We start from the raw sequence: 19340 nt of genomic DNA, 5'->3' as shown, positions 1-19340 counted from the left end.
ACACCGAAAGCCTATCTTCGAAGCGTCACCGGGAAAAAACCGGGACGCAGCAGGAGACAGGAACATGAAGACTTTCGCATTCGCAGGAATTGCGGCGGGACTGGTGTTGAGCGCACCCGCACAGGCGATGGAGCATAAGGCGGTGATCGAACATCCCGTTGGCCCGATCGCAGCTGACTATACCGGAGCGACCCGCGTGGAAATGCAGCAGATCGGCACTGCCGGGGTCGGCGGTCGCCCTTCGTCATTGCGCTGTCAGTGGTCCGTTTCCCTTTCGGTCGAGCGCCATGCACAAGTCGGCGCAAGTTTGCAGGCAAAGCGTTCAATGACGCGCGATGACGTGATCAAGGGAACGTCACCGGGATGGTGCTCTGAACGGGGCAGTGGCATCGACCAGATCGTTGAAGCGCGCCGCGATGAATTGCGCAACGCGATGATGGCGATGGTGGCGCAGGATCGTGACGTGATCCTCGTTGAAGCAGATAGCGCCCACGCAAAACAGCGCGTGGGATAAGGAGCATTGAACACATGACCGGCATCCACCGCAGCCTTGGCGCGGCTCTTATTGGCGCAATTGCTGTCAGCCTTGCGCCACAAGTTCAAGCGCAGTCGGTGGATGCTGGCGTGGAGGCGACGACCGACGAAGTGCGGCGCGGCCTTAGCTGGAGCGATGGTGAAGTGTCTGGCTCTGCCGATGCCCGCGTGGGTTTCGGCGGACTTGACGCTTCGCTTCGCTTGGCCATGCTGCGCAAATCGGACCGTCATGCAAACGCAGATGCGGTGGCGGATCTGGCTTTGGGCAAGGACTGGGAGGCGGGGGCCTTTACCCTGCGGACCGAAGCCATCGGCCACGTTTTCACAAATGCCGACAGCAACATGAACTACGGCGAATTGGGCCTGGGCGCGCGCTATTCAATCGGGCCGCTGCAAGTGGGCGGCATGGCGTGGTATGCGCCCAAGCAGGATAACATCGGCGGTGATAATCTGCATTTGCGCGCAACCGCGGATGCCGGGTTGCCGGGCTTTCCGGTCTCGGTGTTTGCCGCGCTTGGCTATACCACTGGCGACACGCAGGATTCACGCTCTGCACGGTTGCGCCCTGCCGGGGACTATACTGACTGGAAGGTTGGCGCAGAGTTCAACCAGTTTCCGTTCACTTTCGGCGTGGACTACGTTGGCACTGACATCGATGTTGCACAAACCGTCTCAATCTCGCCCTTTGCAGACCTGAAGCACGCAGGTGACCGCGTGCTGGCGCGGGTGCGTATGTCCTTCTGACCCGGATACAAGAAAGCCCCCGCAGGTGCGGGGGCTTTCCGTATCTGAATAACATTCTCGCCGTGGCGAGCCTGCATCGAGTCAGATGTTGTCGATCATGTACTCAGCGGCGCTGACCTTGAAGTCGCCCGGTGCTTCGACGAAGAGCTGTTCGACCACGCCGTCATTCACAACCATCGAGAAGCGCTGGCCACGCTTGCCAAGGCCAAAGCCCGAGCCGTCCATCGTCAGGCCAAGTGCTTCGGCAAGGTCGCCGTTGCCGTCAGCCAGCATGGTCACATCAGCCGATCCGGAAGCAGCGCCCCAAGCCTTCATCACGAAGGGATCGTTGACGGCGGTGCAGGCGATCTCGTCGATACCCTTGGCCTTCAGTTCGGCGGCCTTTTCCACATAGCCCGGCAGGTGCTTGGCCGAGCAGGTCGGGGTGAACGCGCCGGGGACGGAGAAGAGGGCAACCTTCTTGCCCTTGAAATAGTCGGCGGACTGAACGGCTTCAGGGCCGTCTGCGGTTGCCTTGACGATCTTCACGTCGGGCAGCTTGTCTCCAACAGCGATAGTCATCCCCAATTTCCTTTCGTTTGGGCGGGGCGGCGGTGCCCCTTTCCGGTATGGCTGCATGGATATAGGGGCGGCATTGCGGTCTGCAACCGGGGGAAGGGCTTCGGTCAAAAGAGAGCGATATAAAGAAAACTTTATATTAAGTTTGCGCAAGCGTCTGTCGCGCGCTATGGGCACTCCAGAGGCGCGCATGCCGCGCACATATTTTCTATCAGGAGACTGCTTCGTGGCCAGCGTGCTTGACGCCAAGAACGATTACGTGATCGCCGACATCGGCCTTGCCGACTTTGGCCGCGCCGAAATCAAGATCGCCGAAACCGAAATGCCAGGCCTCATGGCCCTGCGCGAAGAATTCGGTGCATCGCAGCCGCTCAAGGGCGCGCGCATCACCGGTTCGCTGCACATGACGATCCAGACCGCCGTGCTGATCGAGACGCTGACCGCGCTGGGCGCCGACGTGCGCTGGGCCACCTGCAATATCTATTCGACGCAGGACCACGCCGCTGCTGCCATCGCCGCAGCCGGTATCCCGGTCTTCGCGATCAAGGGTGAAAGCCTTGCCGAATATTGGGACTATGTCGGTTCGATCTTCGATTGGGGTGATGATATCACCGCTAACATGATCCTCGACGATGGCGGCGATGCCACCATGTTCGCGCTCTGGGGCGCACGCGTTGAAGCAGGCGAAAAGCTGTTCGAACCTTCGAACGCCGAAGAAATCGAATTCGTCCGTGCGCTCAATGCCTTCCTGAAGAAGAAGCCCGGCTACCTGACCGCCTCGGTCAAGGCGATCAAGGGCGTTTCGGAAGAAACCACCACGGGCGTTCACCGCCTTTACCAGATCGCCAAGGACGGCAAGCTGCCTTTCCCCGCGATCAACGTGAACGATTCGGTCACCAAGTCGAAGTTCGACAACCTCTATGGCTGCAAGGAATCGCTGGTTGACGCGATCCGTCGCGCCACTGACGTGATGCTGGCCGGCAAGGTTGCCTGCGTTGCCGGCTTCGGCGACGTTGGCAAGGGTTCGGCCGCTTCGCTGCGTCAGGGCGGCGCACGCGTGATGGTCACCGAAATCGATCCGATCTGCGCGCTGCAGGCCGCGATGGAAGGCTATGAAGTCGTCACGATGGAAGAAGCCATCAAGCGCTGCGACATCTTCGTGACCGCCACCGGCAACGAAGACGTCATCACCGCCGAGCACATGATGGCGATGAAGCCCATGACCATCGTGTGCAACATCGGCCACTTCGACAGCGAAATCCAGATCGCCGCTCTCGACAACTACAACTGGACCGAAGTGAAGCCGGGCACCGACCTCGTCGAATTCCCGGATGGCAAGCAGATCATCATTCTCGCCAAGGGCCGTCTGGTGAACCTGGGCTGCGCCACCGGCCACCCCAGCTTCGTGATGAGCGCCAGCTTCACCAACCAGACGCTCGCGCAGATCGAACTGTGGACCAAGAGCGAGAACTACAAGAACGACGTCTATGTGCTGCCCAAGCACCTCGACGAAAAGGTTGCAGCGCTTCACCTCGAAAAGCTGGGCGTGCAGCTGACCAAGCTGAGCAAGAAGCAGGCTGATTACATCGGCGTGCCTGAAGTTGGCCCGTTCAAGCCGGATCACTACCGCTACTAAGCGGGATTGATCCGCTCCCCCGCGAAGGCGGGGGCCTCCATCGCTCTGAGCTGATGGAGCCGGAACACGCAGAAGCCCCCGCTACCGTGCGGGGGCTTTTGTGCATTTGAAGGCACTTTCAAACGCCTGAGGCCCCCGCCTTCGCGGGGGCGCGCTTAACAAGTTGTGTGGCAATTGATGCAAGTTGCAGCGTCAACTTCAACACGCCGCATTGTAATTGTGCGGCGCACGCCGTAGCGAATACGCGATGCCGTTGCTTACCCAGACTGCACTGGTGCTGATCGGAGTGCTGCTTGCCGCGTGGACGGCGGGGGCGGGATGGTTCGTGCTTGATGCCCGCCGCCGTGCGCGCAAGGGCGAAGCGGTGCTGCGTCAGGCGCGCAAGCTGGGGCGGATGGTTGATGAATCGCCAGCGCTGCCGCTGCTGGTGCGCGCCGATGGCCGGATCGAAGGGCCTGCGCGGCTGGCCGGATGGCTCGGCTTCGATGCGATGCCGGGTTACCTGTCCGAACTCGACGCCGATGGCCGGGGCTTCGATGAAGTGCAACTCTCGCGGCTCAGCGATGCCGTGCGCAAGGCACAGAAGACGGGTGCACCGTTCCGCATGGCGCTCACGCCCAAAGGCGGCACCCGCAGCCTTGCCGCGCATGGCCACCTTGCCGATCCACAAGTATCGCCCGGTGGTTCGGCGCTCGTCTGGTTTTTCGATTTTTCTGAAAGTCAGGAGGAACTCGTCCGCCTGCGCGAGGAAACGCAAAGCGCCAAGTCTGACTTTGCGGGGCTTTCCGGCCTTATCGAAGCCGCACCCTTGCCGATGTGGTTCCGGGGGCCAGATCTAAAGCTGCGTCTGGTCAACAGCGCTTATGTAAAAGCCGTGGGCGCCGCCAGCGCCGAAGCGGTGATTGCGCAAGCGGTGGAACTGATCGAGCCGATCGATGGCCTCAGCGCAGCACAAGTGGCACGGCAGGCGCAATCACGCCGCGTGCCGGTGGAGCGTTCGCTCCTTGCGACGGTAAAAGGTCAGCGCCGCGCTGTGCGCGTGATCGACCTGCCGCTGGGCGAGGAAGGTGTTGCCGGGTACGCGGTGGACATTGAGGAAATGGAGGAACTCATCCGGCAGTTCCGCCGCTTCCGCGAAGCGCAACGTGAGATGCTCGATACGCTCTCAGCTGGCATCGCGCAGTTTGACGAAAAGCGGAACCTCGTTTTCGCCAACCAGCCGTTCCTGCGCATTTTTGGCGTGCCGCAGGCGTGGGTGGTGGATACACCGCCGTTCGACCGCGTGCTTGACCGGATGCGCGATGCAGGACGCCTGCCGGAAGTGCGCGATTTTCCCGAATGGCGGCGTGAACGGCAGGCATGGTTCCTTTCGCGCGTTCCGGTGGAGGAATCGTGGCACCTTTCGGGCGGCACGCATTTGCGCGTGGTGGGCCAGCCGATGCCCGATGGCGGGTTGCTGATGATCTTCGAGGATCGCACCGAACAGCTCCAGCTTTCCGCCACCCGCGACACACTGCTGCGCACCCGCACCGCCACGTTCGACAACTTGTTTGAATCGCTCGCCGTGTTTGCGCCCGATGGCAAGCTGCAGCTGTGGAACCGGCGCTTTGCTGCCGATTGGGCGCTGGAGGAGGACTTCCTTACCACCCACCCGCGCGCCGACGTCCTGCTCAACAAGCTGGCTCCACTGCTCAAGCGTCCCGCACAGATCGGCACCATCGCCCAAGTTATTCAGGCCGCTACGTTGGAGCGCAAGCAGCGCACCGGGCGGCTTACGCTAGCCGATGGGCGGCACCTTGCGCTGGCAGGAGTGCCGCTGCCTGACGGAAACGGTATGCTCACCGTTCTGGACATCACCGACAGCCAGAAGGCTGAAGCTGCGCTGCGCGAACGCAATGCTGCGCTGGTGGAAGCTGACGCGGTGAAGACCCGTTTTATCGCCAACATGAGTTACGAATTCCGCACGCCGCTTACCTCAATCGGTGGCTTTGCCGAACTGCTGCAAAGCGGCATCGCGGGTGAATTGACCGAGCAGCAGGATGAATACGTCGATGCAATTCTGTCCTCGGTTGAAAGGCTGGGCGAGCAGATAGAGAACGTCTTAGACCTGTCGCAAAGCGAAGCGGGCACCCTGCCGCTGGCGCAAGAGTCGGTTGAAGTGTTTCCGCTCTTGACTGAAGTCGTTACCGAACGGGGCGAGCGTCTGTCCGCCGCCGGGCTAACGCTCGATCTGCGCGGCGACAAATCCGCTGGCACCATCACCGGGGATGCCCGCCGACTGCGCCGCGCTTTTGGCCAGTTGGTCGACAATGCTATCGCCGCAACGCCCAAGGGCGGGCGCATTCTTGTCGAAGCGGGGCGCAAGAAGGGCGGGGCGGTGCAGGTGGTCGTTTCAGACAATGGCAGCGGCATGGAAGCTGCCGTGCTGGCCCGCGCGCTGGAAGGGTTGAAAGTCAGCGCCGATGGCAAGACTGTCGAACGCAGGCAAGGCCTTGGCCTGCCCCTGGTGCGCCAGTTGGTCGAAGCGCACGGCGGCACGCTTGAACTCATGTCCGAACCCGGCCTTGGCACAAGCGCCATCGTTGTCCTGCCATGATCATCGAACTTCCCGATCTCGCAGCGTCCGAGGCGCTTGCCCAGCGCATCGCGGCGGAACTGAAAACCGGCGACGTGGTGGCGCTTTCAGGCGGTCTTGGCGCTGGCAAGACCACGCTCGCACGCGGCATCATCGCAGCGCTGGGGTATCAGGGCGAAGTGCCAAGCCCCAGTTTTGCGATCATCGAACTTTACGATCCCCCCGCCGTTCGCCTGCCACTGGTCCATGCCGACTTTTACCGACTGAAAGACCCTGCCGAGGCCGAGGAGATCGGTCTCGACGACTATCGCCAAGGTGCGGCGATGCTGGCGGAGTGGCCAGAACATGCCGGTGGCTTCGCGCATGAACCTGCTTGTCTTTCGATCCTGCTGGAATCCACGGAAAACGGCAGACGGGCCATTGTAACTGCCGGTCCCAATTGGCTAGAGCGAGGCACATGGACCTGACCATTCCCCCGGGCGCTGAAGCCTTCCTCACGCAGGCAGGCTGGGGCGGTGCCGTGATTGAGCCTTTGCCGGGGGACGCTTCGTTCCGCCGCTATTTCCGCATCCGCCGTTCAACCGGCAACGCCATGCTGATGCATGCGCCACCACCCAACGAAGATCCCGAGCCGTTCCTGCGCGCGGCCAAATGGCTCGATGCCAATGCCCTGCGTGCGCCGCTTATCCTTGCCGAAGATGCCGAGCAGGGCTTTGTTCTGCTTGAAGATTTCGGCGACGTTCGGATGCGCGAGTACCTCGATGCCTGGCCGCAGGACGAAGAGGAAGTCTATCGCAACGCCGTCGATGCCCTGCTGCAACTGCGAAAGCTGCCGCCGGGGCCTTTCACTGCCTACAGCCTTGCCGAGTATCAGCGCGAGGCGAGCCTGTTTGTCGATTGGTATGTGCCTGCGCGGGGGCTTTATGTCGACAGCCGCAGCTGGGCGAACGCATGGGGAGCGGTGATCTCGCAACTCCTGCCACGCCAGCGTCCCGGCGTGACCGTGCTGCGTGATTATCACGCGGAAAACGTGATGCTGCTCGGTGGGTTGGAAAAGCAGGGCCTGCTCGATTTTCAGGACGCCCTGGTGGGCCATCCGGCGTACGATCTCGTGTCGTTGCTGCAAGATGCCCGGCGCGATGTTTCGCCCGAACTCGAAGCGCGCATGCTGGACTATTACATGCAGAAATCGGGTGAGGGTGAGGAGTTTCTTGCTGATTACGCGCGCCTTGGTGCGCAGCGTAATGCCAAGATCGTCGGCATTTTCGTGCGGCTGTGGAAGCGCGACGGCAAGCCGCGCTATCTTGATTACATCCCGCGCGTATGGGCGCTGCTGGAGCGTGATCTGGCCCACCCGGCGCTTGCACCGGTGGCAGAATGGTTCGCAACGCATGTCCCGGCAGAGCTTCGCGCCGCTGGCGGTGGCCGGTTCGAGCCATGACCAAGCCGCTGGCAAGCGATGTGGCAATGGTGCTTTCAGCCGGGCTTGGCAAGCGGATGCGCCCGCTCACCGCTTCACGCCCCAAGCCCCTGGTGCAAGTGGCTGGAAAGCCGCTGATCGATCATGCGCTGGACAAGCTGGAGGAAGCTGGCGTCGCCCGCGCGGTGGTCAACGTCCACTATCTCGCCGATGCGATGGAGGCCTATCTTGCCCAGCGACAGGTTCCGGCCATCAGTATTTCTGACGAGCGTGTCACACTGCTGGAAACCGGCGGTGGCATGGTCAACGCGTTGCCGCTGATCGGCACTGATCCGTTTTTCTGCCTAAACTCGGACAATATCTGGCTTGATGGCCCACGTGATGTTTTCGCGCACCTTTCAGACCACTGGGACGCCGAGACGATGGACGCGCTGCTACTGCTGGTGCCGCACGCCCGCGCATTCAACTATCGCGGCAAGGGTGATTTCCACATGGACGCGGTTGGCCGCATCTCGCGTCGGCGCACGGGGCGCGTCGCACCGTTCATCTACAGCGGCATCCAGATCGTCTCGCACCGCCTGCTGCGCGATGCGCCCGAAGGGGCGTTCGGCACGATGACCCTGTGGCAGCGCGCGATTGAGGAGGGGCGGCTCTATGGCGTGTCGCATCAGGGCCTGTGGTATGAAGTGGGCGAACCGCAGATGATCGCGCCCACCGAGGCGGCACTCAGGTCCGATTGATGGGCGACGAGCCCCTTCCCAAGCGTCCGCGTGTATGGTCAATTGCTGCGCACCGTGGCTTTGCCGATGCGCTGGTGGCGGGCCTGATCCCACGCTACCGCGAAGATCGCTTCGGTTTGGCAAGGCTCACGCTGCTGCTGCCCAGCCAGCGTGCGGTGCGCACGATTACCGAAGCATTCGTCCGCGCCAGCGGCGCAGGGCTGCTTCTGCCCCGTATGGCCGTGGTCGGCGACCTTGATCTGGATGAGACGTTAGGCCCGCTGCTTGATCCCATCGGGGCAGGGGCGGACATTCCCGCCGCCGTCGATCCCACCTTCCGGCTTCTGCGTCTCGCCGCGCTGTTGAGCGCAGAACTGGGCGATGAGGCACCGGGCGAGGCCGCGCTGATCCGGCAGGCCAAAGGTATCGCGCAAGGCATAGACCGCCTGCTTGTCGAAGGCGTTCGCGTTGAAGACATGCTGGACGAAACCGTCGTCGGCATCGCAACAGAACTGTCAGAACACTGGCAGGATGCCACGCGCCTCTTCGCCACGGTCTTTGCCAAGTGGCAGTTCGAACTTCAGGAACTGGGGCGGGTCGATGCGCCCGAACGCCGCAACCGCCTGCTCGATCATGCTGCGCAAAGCTGGAAGGGCTGCCCGCCCAAACATCCCGTCATTGCCGCAGGCGTGACCTCGGCCTCTCCCGCCGTGGCAAAGCTGCTGCGCGTGGTGGCCGATATGCCGGATGGAGGTGTGATACTTCCCGATCTCGACCTCGCGCTGGACGCTGAGGTGTGGGACGCGCTCGGCTCGGCAGGTGGCCCCGATGGCGCAGTGTTTGAACGCGGCGATGTGGTGACCCATCCGCAGTATCACCTGAAGCTGCTGCTCAACCGCATGGGCATCGCGCGCGACGAGGTAGAGCCGTGGCATCGCTCCGGCCTTTCGCCCGCACCGCCAGAGCGCAGCCGCGCGATTTCCAACTTGTTCCTCCCGCCCGAAGCGAGCGCCGCGTGGGTTTCGCTCGAAGCCAAGGATCGCCGCCTTGCGGGCGTGCGCGTGATGGACAGCGCAAACCCTGAGGAGGAAGCGCAAGCCATCGCCATTCTGGTGCGTGAGGCGCTGGCAGAACCGGAACGCCGCGTTGCGGTCATAACGCCTGACCGAAGCCTCGCCGCCCGCGTCGTCGCGCATCTTGCGCGCTGGAACGTGGTGGCCGATGACACCGCTGGTCGCCCCCTGCCGCAGACCGCCGCTGGGCGCGTGCTGCTGCAACTTGCCGAACTTGTGGCCGAACGCGCCGCGCCGGTGCCGCTGCTCGCCCTGCTCAGCCATCCGCTGGTCCAGCCAGGTGAGGGGCGTGTAATCTGGCTTGAACGCGTCCGCCAGCTTGATCTGATCTTGCGCGGGCCAAGGCCGGGGCCGGGGCTTCCCGCCATCCGGCAGCGTGTTGAGGAATATGAACGCCGCCATCCCGGCCTCACCGAATGGTGGTCTGGCGTCGAGGATCTGCTGTTCCCGCTCGTCGCGCTCGAAGGCGAGATCACGCTCGACGCTGCGCTCATCGCGCTGTCCGAAGCTGGCGAGGCACTGTGCGGCACGGGCCTGTGGGCGCAGGCCGATGGCCGCTGCCTCGCGCAGTTCATTGAGCGCTGGCGTGAGGCGACAACAGCCGCCCCCACGCTGCTGGCGGCTGAGGAACTGCCTGCGCTGCTGCGCGATGCGATGGAGGACGTCTCTGTCCGTCCGCCCTACGGCGGCCACCCGCGCCTTGCCATCTACGGCCTGCTCGAAGCGCGGATGAGTCGCGCCGATCTGGTGATCTGCGGTGGCTTGACCGAAGGCACATGGCCGGGCCGTCCAGCGCCCGATCCGCTGCTTGCGCCGCCGGTGCTGCGCGCGCTCGGCATTCCCGGCGCCGATTTCCGCATCGGCCTGTCTGCGCACGATCTTGCCGCTGCATTGGGCGCGCCCGAAGTGGTGCTGAGCCATGCGCAGCGCGATGCTACCGGCCCGGTCATCCCCTCACGCTTTCTGCTGCGCATCCACGCCATGTTGGGCGAGCAACTGCGCTATGAAACTCGCGCGGTGGAACTCGCACAGGCACTAGCCAACCCGGCCCCAGCGCCTGCACACCCGCGCCCGCATCCCATGCCCACCGCCGAACAGCGCAAGGTCGACATCGCCGTCACCGCGCTGGATCGTCTGCGCGGCGATCCCTACCAGTTCTATGCTTCGGCCATCCTGTCCTTACGCAGCCTCGATCCAGTCGACGCTGATCCCACGCCCGCATGGAAAGGCACCGCCGTTCACAAAATCCTGCAGGATTGGCACGAGGCGGGCGGCGTTCCCGGAGAGCTGATCCCGCTGGCTGAACGCAAGTTCGATGAAATGAGCGCGCACCCGTTCATGCGCGCCATGTGGAAACCCCGTCTGATCGATGCGCTGCACTGGATCGAGGAAGAGACGGACCGCCTTGCAGGCGAGAACCGCGAAGTGCTGGCCATCGAAAGGAAGGGCGGAATGCGCATCGATGGCATCCGTATCCACGGTCAGGCGGACCGCATCGACAAGCTGGCGGACGGCACAATCGCTATTGTGGATTACAAGACGGGAATGCCCCCATCGGGCCGCATGGTGCAGGAAGGGTACGCCTTGCAACTCGGCCTGATTGGCATGATTGCGGCGCGAGGCGGCATCGATGGTGTGAAGGGTGAACCTGCGCGGTTCGAATACTGGTCACTGGGCCGCAACAAACAGCGCGGCTTCGGCTACATGGATAGCCCGGTCCTCGAAGGCCGCAAGAAGTCTGGCCTCCCGCTCGACCAGTTCCTGCCCGAAACCGAACGCTTCCTGCGCGAGGCTATTGCCCGCTGGCTGCTCGGTAGCGAACCCTTCACAGCGCGCCTCAATCCTGATTTGCCGGGCTACGCCGATTACGACCAGTTGATGCGCCTCGACGAATGGCAAGGCCGCGAAGGGGAAGGCGAGCCATGAGCAAGGTCTACCCGCTCAAGGACAATCAGGCACACGCCGTCCACCCGCAGCGCACGGTCTGGCTTTCGGCTTCGGCAGGCACGGGCAAGACTCAGGTGTTGTCCGCCCGCGTGCTGCGCCTGCTGTTGCAGGATGGTGTGGAACCGGAACAGATTCTTTGCCTTACCTTCACCAAGGCGGGTGCGGCGGAAATGGCCACGCGCGTCAACGAAGTGCTGGCGGGATGGGTGCGGATGGACGACACGCGCCTCGCCAAGGATCTCATTGCCATCGGCGCGCCGTTCGGCCCCGAAACTGTCGCCCGCGCGCGCAGCCGCTTTGCCGCCGTGCTTGATTGCCCCGGTGGAGGCCTTCGCATCGAGACGATCCACGCCTTCTGCCAGTGGTTGCTTGCCTCTTTCCCGGTCGAAGCGGGCCTGCGCCCCGGCACCCGCGCAATGGAAGACCGCGACCGCGCGTTGCTGGTCCGTCAGGTGCTGGCCGAACTGCTGGTCAGCGCCGAGCAGCATGGCGACGAATCTCTGATAGACAACCTCGCCACCCTCTCACGCCGGATGGGCGAGGATCAGGTGGAAACATTCCTGCTCCGCTGCGCTGGCGCACTTGAACTGTGGCAGGGCACTGGCGCATGGCAACCGCCACTGCGCCCACGCATCAACCGCGTGATCGGGCTGGACGAAGGCGACGGCCCTGAAAGCCTCGCTGCGATGTGTTCTGACGATGCGTTCGACGTGCAATCAGTGCGTCGCTGCATGGAAATGAATGCTGCGTGGGGCACCAAGGGCGGTATCGAAACCGCAAATCTGCTGGGTGACTGGATCGCCGCAACCTCTGACCAACGCCTTGCCGATTTCGCCAGCCTGAAATCTGCGTTTCTAACCGCGAAGGACGAGCCGCGCTCGACCGCCAACATTGAGAAGAAGCAGCCCGACTACCCGGGCTATGCGGCACGGGTGATTGCCTGCATTGAAGCGGTCAAAGCACGCAAATCTCAGCTAGATCTGGCAGACCTGCTCGACATCGCGCTCACCGTTGGCCGGCGTTTCGCCCTCGCATGGGATGCCGCCAAGGCGCGCGAGGGCTTCATCGATTTCGATGACCAGATACGCACCGCCGCGGAATTGCTGACCAAACGCACCAGTGCCGAATGGATTCGGTTCAAGCTCGACCGTCGCTTCGACCATATCCTTGTGGACGAGGCGCAGGATACCAACGCCTCGCAGTGGGACATCGTGCTCGAAGGGTTGGTGTCGGACTTCTTCACCGGCGAAGGCCAGCGCGGCCCGGCCATTCGCACGCTGTTCGTAGTGGGCGATTACAAGCAGGCGATCTTCGGTTTTCAGGGCACCAGCCCCGAAAACTTCGCCCGCGCCAGCCACAAGGTCCGCGCCCAACTGGCCGATGTGGCTGAAATCCTGCGCGATCCTGACCGCAAGCTGCTCGAACTCGGCCTCGGCCAATCCTTCCGCACCGCGCGCCCGATCCTCGATTTCGTCGATGCCGCCATCGATCACATCGGCTGGGACCGGCTCGGTCTGGAAAACAAGCCCGAACGCCACGTCGGCCTCGACATCCCCGGCACGGTCGGCATGTGGCGCGTGGTGGGCGATGATGCGCCCGAAGAGGAAGAGACGGGCGAGGGTGCGGGCGACGAGGGTGCGGAAAGTTGGCTTTCGCGGCCAGACCGCAAGCTGGCGGATCAGATCGCGCTGCAAGTCAAAGGCTGGATCACAAGTGGCTTCCCGCTCAGCAAGGGCGGACCCAAAGTTGCTGGTCCCGGTGACGTGATGATCCTTGTGCGCAAGCGCAAGGAACTGGCCGGACTGATCGTCGCGCGGCTCCATGCGCGCGGTGTGCCCGTCGCAGGTGTTGACAGGTTACGTTTAGGTGCGCCTCTGGCCGTCAAGGATCTGGTGGCCGCGCTGCGCTTTGCCGCGCAGCCGCTAGATGACCTGAACCTTGCGTCATTGCTGGTTTCCCCGCTGATCGGCTGGTCGCAGGAAGACTTGCTTGAACATGGCTATCGCAAGCGCGGCGTGCGCCTGTGGGACAAGCTGCGCCACGATCACCAGCCCTTCGCCGCGCAAACCACCGAAAAACTGCTCGGTCTGCTGAACCGTGCAGACTACGATCCGCCACAAGTCTTGCTGCACTGGTTGCTGGTCGGCCCGTGGGGCGGCCGGTCAAAGCTGGTCGCGCGGTTGGGGCGTGAGGCAAACGATCCCATCGACGAATTGCTAAACGCAGCGATGGCGTATGCCAGCGCCAATGTCCCCAGTCTCGTCGGGTTCCTGCAATGGTTTGACGCGGGCGAAGGTGAATTGAAGCGTGAGGCGGGCAGGGCGGAAGGTCTGGTCCGCGTAATGACTGTGCACGGATCGAAGGGCCTGCAGGCACCTATCGTGATTCTGGCCGATGCGGCGGATGATCCCGATGCCTCGCGTCCGCGCGAGCTTGAATTGATCGAAGATGTTCTTGGCCATTGCCGCAAGGTTCCGCTGCCTTCGCTGCGCAAGGAGGAGAAAGCTCCGGCTGTCCTTGAAGCCGAGGCTGAAGCAGCGCGGGCAGAGCGTGAGGAGCACTGGCGCTTGCTCTATGTGGCGATGACTCGTGCCGAAGAAGCGCTGTTCATCGCCGGAGCCAAGGGCAAGAAGCGCAAGAAGAGCGGCGGTGAACTGCCCGAGGACAGTTGGTACGCGCAGTTGGAACAACTGTTCGCCGATGATTGGCGTGAAGACGCGCTGTGGGGCGGCATCCGCCAGATCGGTGGCCCGCCGCCGCTTGCCGCGACCAAGGCTGATGTTGCCGCAGCGTCACGCTCGATCCTTCCAGACGTTCTGCTGACCCCCATCGGCCCTGAACCGCGCCCGCCACGTCCGCTTGCGCCGTCTTCGCTGGGTGAGGACGATGCGTCCGATCCTCCAGCATCGCCGGGACCGCACGCGATGCTGGCGGCGCGGCGTGGCACGTTGATGCACCGCCTGATCGAGCGCTTGCCGGAGCTTGCCGTTGAAGACCGCCGCGCTGCTGGTGTGACATGGTTGGCGCGAACCGATGATGCGTTCGATGCGTCCGAGCAGGCCGCGATGGTCGATTCCGCGCTTGCCGTGCTTTCGCATCCCGGCTGGACTGATGTGTTCGGCCCGGATTCGCTGGCCGAAGTGCCACTTGCTGCCGTTGTCGGCGGGCGTGTGGTCAGTGGCACGGTGGACCGGCTGGTGATCGGCAAAGACCGCATCCGCATCGTGGATTTCAAGACTGCGCGGCGTCCCCCGGCGTCAATCGCGGCGGTTCCGATGGCCTATATCCGCCAGATGGCGGCCTATGTTGCGGCGTTAGAGGTGATCCATCCCGGCCTGCAGGTTGAGGCGGCGTTGCTCTATACCCACACGCCTGAACTGTTCGTTCTGCCCGATGATCTGATCGCGGCGCAAAAGCTGCGCCTTGCCGGGGTTCAGGAATCCTTTGCGGGCTGATCGCTTGCACCGCGCCACGCAGTGCCTAGATTGCCTTTAACCATTCAGGAGTTCATCACAATGTCGACCAAGGCCGTAACCGACGCCACTTTTGCCACCGAAGTGCTGGGCAGCAGCAAGCCGGTGCTTGTCGATTTCTGGGCGGACTGGTGCGGCCCGTGCAAGATGATCGCACCCGCGCTTGAAGAAATCTCGGAAGAGCTTTCTGACCAGGTCGAGATCGTAAAGGTCGACATCATGGAAAACACCGACACCGCCAGCCAGTTTGGCGTGCAGTCGATCCCGCTGATGATCCTGTTCAAGGATGGCAAGCCGGTTGCCCAGAAGCTTGGCGCTGCACCGAAGAGCCAGCTCAAGGGTTGGCTGGAAAGCGTCCTCTAAGCCCAACACCGCAACACACGTCGTGCGCCCCCGCGAAGGCGGGGGCCTCAGGCGTGTAACGAAACTTTGCCTTACGACGAATCAACACCCCGCTCTCGCCAACCGGCAGCGCGGGGTGTTTTATATCAGGCGACTTCGCGTTCGCGCACCGGCTCCAGCGCTTCGCTGACCGCTGCCAGAAACTCATCGGTCGCGCGATCCCAATTGTAGCGCGCGCCCTGTACTGCGGCTCCGATGCGGTCGCAGCGCAGCGCTTTGTTGATCGCCAGCGCCAGATCATTGTCCAACGCGCCAATCTGCATTGGCAGATCGTCAGCCGGGCCGTATCCGCGCGTTCCAATGACATCCAGCGGGCCGGGAACGGGGAAGCCCGCCACCGGCAACCCGCAGGCCAGCGCCTCGATCATCACCAATCCAAATGTGTCTGTCTTGCTTGGGAATACGAAGACATCGGCGGAGGCATAGGCGCTGGCAAGGTCTTCGCCATGCAATGCGCCAAGAAACACGGCATCGGGATAGGCCACTTTCAGGCGCGCCATATCCGGCCCGTTGCCGACGACCACCTTGGTTCCCGCCACATCGGCATCTAAAAACGCCGTGAGGTTCTTTTCAATCGCGACCCGGCCAACGTTCAGCATGATCGGGCGCGGCAGGTCAGCCAGCGCTGCCAGCGGCTCGTGTCCCGGGCGAAACAGCTGCCGGTCAATCCCGCGCGTCCACAGGCGCGTGTGGTGAATACCCTGCACGGCAAGTTCAGCGCCCAGTGTAGGCGTGGAAACCAGCACGGCCCGGCTCGATCCGTGAAACCGGCGCATCAGGGGCCAGAAGTGATCGGCGGAAAGCCCCGTGCGCACCGCTGCATATTCCGGAAAGCGCGTGTGGAAAGCGCTGGTAAACGGCACTCGATTAGCCTTGCACCAGCTCCGCGCGCTCCAGCCAATGGGGCCTTCGGTGGCAATATGCACCACATCGGGCGCGAAATCGGCCAGCGTGCGGCGCGTGCCAAAACGCGGTGCCATAGCAAGACGGATCTCGCTGTAACCGGGCAGGGGCATGGTGAGGAACTGGCCGGGCGTGATCAGCTCGATCTCGTGCCCGCGCGCAGCGAGCCGGTCGACCGTTGCTGAAAGCGTGCGGACCACGCCGTTGACTTGCGGGTGCCAGGCATCAGTGCAGATCGCGATTCTCATGCTGGTTCCTCCTCAAGCGCCGGAATGGGCTTCAGCACGGCCTTTACCGCTGCCGCCCTGCGCGTTTCCTCGGCCCAATCAATGATGGTGATTTCGCCGAACTGGTCTTCGGCCAGCGCGGTGCAGCTTTCGACCCAATCACCGTCGTTATAATAGGTGATGTCGCCGATCTGGCGGATCTCGGCGCAGTGGATGTGGCCGCAGACCACGCCATCCACGCCCATGTCGCGTGCAGCGTGCGCCACCGCTTCCTCGAAATCGCACACGAACTGGACCGCGTTCTTCACGCGCATCTTCAGATAAGACGACAGCGACCAGTATGGCATCTTGAACTGGCGACGGATCATGTTGACCCACACGTTCGCCCGCAGCAGCACCGAATAAGCCTTGTCGCCCAGAAACGCGAGCCAGCGGGCATAGAGCACCACACCGTCGAACCCGTCGCCATGCGTGACCAGCAAGCGGCGGCCGTCGGCAGTCTCGTGAATCATGTCGAGCGCCAGTTCCACGCCGCCAAAGCTCATCCCGGCATAAGGGCGCAGCATCTCGTCATGGTTGCCCGCAATCAGGATCACCCGCGTCCCGCGATGCGCCATCTTGAGGATGCGGCGGATCACTTCGTTGTGCGCATCGGGCCAGTACCAGCCCTTGCTCAGCCGCCAGCCATCGACGATGTCGCCCACCAGATAGAGCGTTTCGCACTCAATCGCCGCCAGAAAATCCAGCAGCAGCGCCGCATTGCAGCCCCGCGTGCCAAGGTGGACGTCAGAAATCCACACGGTGCGGTACTTCCGCTTGGGTCGGAAACCGCGGGGTTCGGGCAGATCAAGCCACGCGGGGATGGAGGAGCTGAGTTCAGCGGCGGTCTTGAACAGGGTCTTGCCGTCATGCTTGGCACGGGTAGCCATAAGCGCACCTCTTTCGATGTCAGGCCGCTTTGGCGGATTCGCATTGCGCGCGTGTGGCACTGTGTAACCTCGATGAAACACATGGAGAACGAAACATGACATGGGAGCGTGACGCGGGCGCATTGACGCGCTAGAGAATCGCGCGATGCTCACCAGCCTTTCGATCCGCAATGTCGTGCTCATCGAAGCGTTAGACCTGTCGTTCTCCGGCGGGCTGGGCGTGCTGACGGGTGAAACCGGCGCGGGCAAGTCGATCCTGCTCGATGCGCTGGGCCTCGTGCTGGGTGACCGCGCGGACAGTGGCCTTGTGCGCGGGGGTGAAGCTCAGGCCAGCGTTACCGCCACGTTCGAGTTCGATCGCCTGCCCGAAACGATCCGCCACGCACTGGGCGAAGCGGAAGTGGACCTTGAGCCGGGCGAGCCCCTGATCGTCAAACGCAGGCTCAAGGCCGACGGCGGATCAAAGGCCTTCATCAACGATCAGCCCGTGGGTGTGGCCCTGTTGCGCGAGATCGCGCGCAGTCTTGTCGAACTCCACGGCCAGCACGATGATCGCGGCCTCGTCAACGCGCGCGGGCATCGCGCGCTGCTCGATCGCTATGCCGGCGCGGATTCGGCGGGCGTCGAAACTGCATGGATCAAGTGGCGCAAGGCTGAAGACGCACTCCACGCAGCGCAGGCCCGCGTAACGAAGGCTGCAGAAGAACAAGACCTGCTGCTTGCTCACCTCGCCGAACTCACAACACTCGCCCCAGAGCCTGGCGAGGAAGAGGAACTGGCAGGCCAGCGCGCCGATATGCAAAAGGGTGAGCGGCTTTCGGGCGATCTCGTCGAACTGCAACGCCTCTGGGAAGGCTCGGACTCCGCGCTCGCCACCCTGCGCAGCGCAGCGCGGCGGCTTGACCGGATTGCCGCCGAACATCCGATGCTGGCCGAAGCGTTGGAAGCGCTGGACCGTGCCGTGATCGAAGCGGGGGAGGCCGAAGACAAGCTCGCCCGCGCTGCCGAACTGCTCTCGCACGATCCGGCCATGCTCGACCGGATCGAAACGCGCCTGTTCGATCTTCGCGCCGCAGCCCGCAAGCACAACTGCACGGTCGATGAACTGCCGCACAAGATGCACGAAATGCGCGCCGCGCTCGATGCCATCGAAGGCGGTGAGGCGCAGATTGCGGGCCTTGAACGCACCGCGCGCGAGGCTGCGCTGGACTATCAGGCCAAGGCCGAAACGCTCTCCGTCTTGCGCGCCGAGGCTGCGCGCAGGCTCGACAAGGCCGTCGCTGCCGAACTTGCGCCGCTCAAGCTTGATGCCGCCAAGTTCCACACCGCCGTCCTGCGCCTGCCCGAAGATCGCTGGGGCGCGGGCGGAATTGATGCGGTTGAATTCCTGATCTCCACCAACCCCGGCGCCGATTTCGCGCCCTTGGGCAAGATCGCCTCGGGCGGCGAACTCTCGCGCTTCATCCTCGCGCTCAAGGTTGCGCTGGCGGAAGAGGGCGGGGCGGCCACGATCGTCTTCGACGAAATCGACCGGGGCGTAGGCGGTGCGGTGGCCAGCGCTATCGGTGACCGGTTGGCCCGCCTTGCCAGCGGTGGGCAACTGCTTGCTGTTACGCACAGCCCGCAAGTCGCCGCGCGCGGCGACCGGCACTACATGATCGCCAAATCCTCCGAAGGCACCGTCACGCGCACCTCGGTCGGCCTGCTTGATGCAGCGGCACGCAAGGAGGAAATCGCGCGGATGCTCTCCGGCGCGGAAGTCACCGCAGAGGCCCGCGCACAGGCCGATCGCCTGCTGGAAAAGGCGTGATGTTCGCGCGGCGAACGGTGCTGGCGGGCGCTGCCGCAGCACTTCTGGTTGCAAGGAAAGGTCTGGCGATGGAAGAGATCGAGCCCGAAAACGTTTATGCCATCATCGGCCAGATGATGGCTGCCCCCGGCAACCGCGAGGAACTGATCGGCTATCTGGGCGAAGGTTCACAGGGCATGCCGGGCAACCTCGCCTACCAAATCTGGCGCGACAAGGGCGACGAGAACAGCATCTGGATCACCGAAGTCTGGCGCGACGAAGCCTCGCACAAAGCGAGCCTCGGTTTGCCGCAAGTGCAGGAGGCCATCCGCAAGGCCCGCCCGATCATCGCGGGCTTCGGGGCGAGGGCTGAGGTGGAGCGGGTTGGGGACCAGCGTTGAGCGTTGAGAT

Annotated in this window: 15 protein-coding genes; 12 read left to right on the top strand and 3 right to left on the bottom strand. The window is 63.4% G+C overall.

What is annotated here, in order from left to right:
• Positions 1-64: 64 nt before the first annotated feature.
• Both Q8R81_RS14320 and Q8R81_RS14315 read left to right on the top strand, forming a co-directional pair.
• Positions 65-514 (top strand): hypothetical protein, encoded by a 450-nt coding sequence (locus Q8R81_RS14320; protein WP_305618934.1) that lies wholly within the window; start codon positions 65-67, stop codon positions 512-514.
• A 14-nt stretch (positions 515-528) separates the two neighbouring features.
• Positions 529-1278: a TorF family putative porin gene (locus Q8R81_RS14315; RefSeq protein WP_305618932.1), complete on the top strand. Its 750-nt coding sequence runs from the start codon at positions 529-531 to the stop codon at positions 1276-1278.
• An 81-nt stretch (positions 1279-1359) separates the two neighbouring features.
• Here Q8R81_RS14315 and Q8R81_RS14310 read toward each other — a convergent pair whose 3' ends face one another.
• Complete coding sequence (locus tag Q8R81_RS14310) at positions 1360-1839, bottom strand: peroxiredoxin (RefSeq protein WP_305618930.1); 480 nt, start codon at positions 1837-1839, stop codon at positions 1360-1362.
• A gap of 187 nt (positions 1840-2026) precedes the next feature.
• Here Q8R81_RS14310 and ahcY point away from each other — a divergent pair, with 187 nt between their 5' ends.
• From ahcY to trxA, 8 genes are all read left to right on the top strand, one after another.
• Positions 2027-3472 carry an adenosylhomocysteinase gene (gene ahcY / locus Q8R81_RS14305; RefSeq protein ID WP_371135376.1) on the top strand — a complete coding sequence of 482 codons (1446 nt, stop codon included), beginning with the start codon at positions 2027-2029 and terminating at the stop codon, positions 3470-3472.
• Between the two features lie 247 nt (positions 3473-3719).
• Positions 3720-6068 (top strand): PAS domain-containing sensor histidine kinase, encoded by a 2349-nt coding sequence (locus Q8R81_RS14300; protein ID WP_305618926.1) that lies wholly within the window; start codon positions 3720-3722, stop codon positions 6066-6068.
• Positions 6065-6514, top strand: a complete 450-nt coding sequence (tsaE, locus tag Q8R81_RS14295; protein WP_305618925.1) for a tRNA (adenosine(37)-N6)-threonylcarbamoyltransferase complex ATPase subunit type 1 TsaE — start codon at positions 6065-6067, stop codon at positions 6512-6514. The genes Q8R81_RS14300 and tsaE overlap by 4 nt, the downstream gene beginning before the upstream one ends.
• Entirely contained in the window at positions 6505-7488 is a 984-nt protein-coding gene (locus tag Q8R81_RS14290) for an aminoglycoside phosphotransferase family protein (RefSeq protein ID WP_305618923.1), read from the top strand. The genes tsaE and Q8R81_RS14290 overlap by 10 nt, the downstream gene beginning before the upstream one ends.
• On the top strand, positions 7485-8207 hold the full coding sequence (locus Q8R81_RS14285; protein ID WP_305618921.1) for a nucleotidyltransferase family protein: 723 nt from the start codon (positions 7485-7487) through the stop codon (positions 8205-8207). The genes Q8R81_RS14290 and Q8R81_RS14285 overlap by 4 nt, the downstream gene beginning before the upstream one ends.
• A complete protein-coding gene (locus Q8R81_RS14280; protein WP_305618919.1) occupies positions 8207-11185 on the top strand; it encodes a PD-(D/E)XK nuclease family protein in 2979 nt (992 codons plus the stop codon). Before Q8R81_RS14285 ends, Q8R81_RS14280 begins: the two co-directional genes overlap by 1 nt.
• Positions 11182-14661: a double-strand break repair helicase AddA gene (gene addA / locus Q8R81_RS14275; protein ID WP_305618916.1), complete on the top strand. Its 3480-nt coding sequence runs from the start codon at positions 11182-11184 to the stop codon at positions 14659-14661. Before Q8R81_RS14280 ends, addA begins: the two co-directional genes overlap by 4 nt.
• Positions 14662-14721: 60 nt before the next feature.
• Positions 14722-15042 (top strand): thioredoxin, encoded by a 321-nt coding sequence (trxA, locus tag Q8R81_RS14270; protein WP_305618914.1) that lies wholly within the window; start codon positions 14722-14724, stop codon positions 15040-15042.
• A 125-nt stretch (positions 15043-15167) separates the two neighbouring features.
• Here the strand turns inward: trxA and Q8R81_RS14265 are convergent, their stop codons facing one another.
• Positions 15168-16232 (bottom strand): glycosyltransferase family 1 protein, encoded by a 1065-nt coding sequence (locus tag Q8R81_RS14265; RefSeq protein WP_305618912.1) that lies wholly within the window; start codon positions 16230-16232, stop codon positions 15168-15170.
• On the bottom strand, positions 16229-17140 hold the full coding sequence (locus tag Q8R81_RS14260) for a UDP-2,3-diacylglucosamine diphosphatase (protein ID WP_305618911.1): 912 nt from the start codon (positions 17138-17140) through the stop codon (positions 16229-16231). The genes Q8R81_RS14265 and Q8R81_RS14260 overlap by 4 nt, the downstream gene beginning before the upstream one ends.
• A 145-nt stretch (positions 17141-17285) precedes the next feature.
• On the opposite strand from Q8R81_RS14260, the gene recN reads away from it, so the two are divergent.
• Both recN and Q8R81_RS14250 read left to right on the top strand, forming a co-directional pair.
• Positions 17286-18950, top strand: a complete 1665-nt coding sequence (gene recN, locus Q8R81_RS14255) for a DNA repair protein RecN (protein WP_305618909.1) — start codon at positions 17286-17288, stop codon at positions 18948-18950.
• Positions 18950-19330, top strand: coding sequence for a putative quinol monooxygenase (locus Q8R81_RS14250; protein ID WP_305618907.1), 381 nt, complete (start codon positions 18950-18952; stop codon positions 19328-19330). The genes recN and Q8R81_RS14250 overlap by 1 nt, the downstream gene beginning before the upstream one ends.
• Positions 19331-19340 lie beyond the last annotated feature (10 nt).

Origin of the sequence: Novosphingobium sp. (genome assembly GCF_030696665.1) — a bacterium.
Classification (GTDB): domain Bacteria; phylum Pseudomonadota; class Alphaproteobacteria; order Sphingomonadales; family Sphingomonadaceae; genus Novosphingobium.
This window is presented reverse-complemented; position numbering and strand designations above follow the sequence as displayed.

Coding starts and splice junctions, on each gene's coding strand:
- Q8R81_RS14265 (WP_305618912.1), bottom strand. CDS start 16,232: ATGAGAATCGCGATCTGCACTGATGCCTGGCACCCGCAAGTCAACGGC.
- ahcY (WP_371135376.1), top strand. CDS start 2,027: ATGCCGCGCACATATTTTCTATCAGGAGACTGCTTCGTGGCCAGCGTG.
- recN (WP_305618909.1), top strand. CDS start 17,286: ATGCTCACCAGCCTTTCGATCCGCAATGTCGTGCTCATCGAAGCGTTA.
- Q8R81_RS14290 (WP_305618923.1), top strand. CDS start 6,505: ATGGACCTGACCATTCCCCCGGGCGCTGAAGCCTTCCTCACGCAGGCA.
- Q8R81_RS14250 (WP_305618907.1), top strand. CDS start 18,950: ATGTTCGCGCGGCGAACGGTGCTGGCGGGCGCTGCCGCAGCACTTCTG.
- Q8R81_RS14320 (WP_305618934.1), top strand. CDS start 65: ATGAAGACTTTCGCATTCGCAGGAATTGCGGCGGGACTGGTGTTGAGC.
- Q8R81_RS14260 (WP_305618911.1), bottom strand. CDS start 17,140: ATGGCTACCCGTGCCAAGCATGACGGCAAGACCCTGTTCAAGACCGCC.
- Q8R81_RS14310 (WP_305618930.1), bottom strand. CDS start 1,839: ATGACTATCGCTGTTGGAGACAAGCTGCCCGACGTGAAGATCGTCAAG.
- tsaE (WP_305618925.1), top strand. CDS start 6,065: ATGATCATCGAACTTCCCGATCTCGCAGCGTCCGAGGCGCTTGCCCAG.
- trxA (WP_305618914.1), top strand. CDS start 14,722: ATGTCGACCAAGGCCGTAACCGACGCCACTTTTGCCACCGAAGTGCTG.
- addA (WP_305618916.1), top strand. CDS start 11,182: ATGAGCAAGGTCTACCCGCTCAAGGACAATCAGGCACACGCCGTCCAC.
- Q8R81_RS14285 (WP_305618921.1), top strand. CDS start 7,485: ATGACCAAGCCGCTGGCAAGCGATGTGGCAATGGTGCTTTCAGCCGGG.
- Q8R81_RS14315 (WP_305618932.1), top strand. CDS start 529: ATGACCGGCATCCACCGCAGCCTTGGCGCGGCTCTTATTGGCGCAATT.
- Q8R81_RS14300 (WP_305618926.1), top strand. CDS start 3,720: ATGCCGTTGCTTACCCAGACTGCACTGGTGCTGATCGGAGTGCTGCTT.
- Q8R81_RS14280 (WP_305618919.1), top strand. CDS start 8,207: ATGGGCGACGAGCCCCTTCCCAAGCGTCCGCGTGTATGGTCAATTGCT.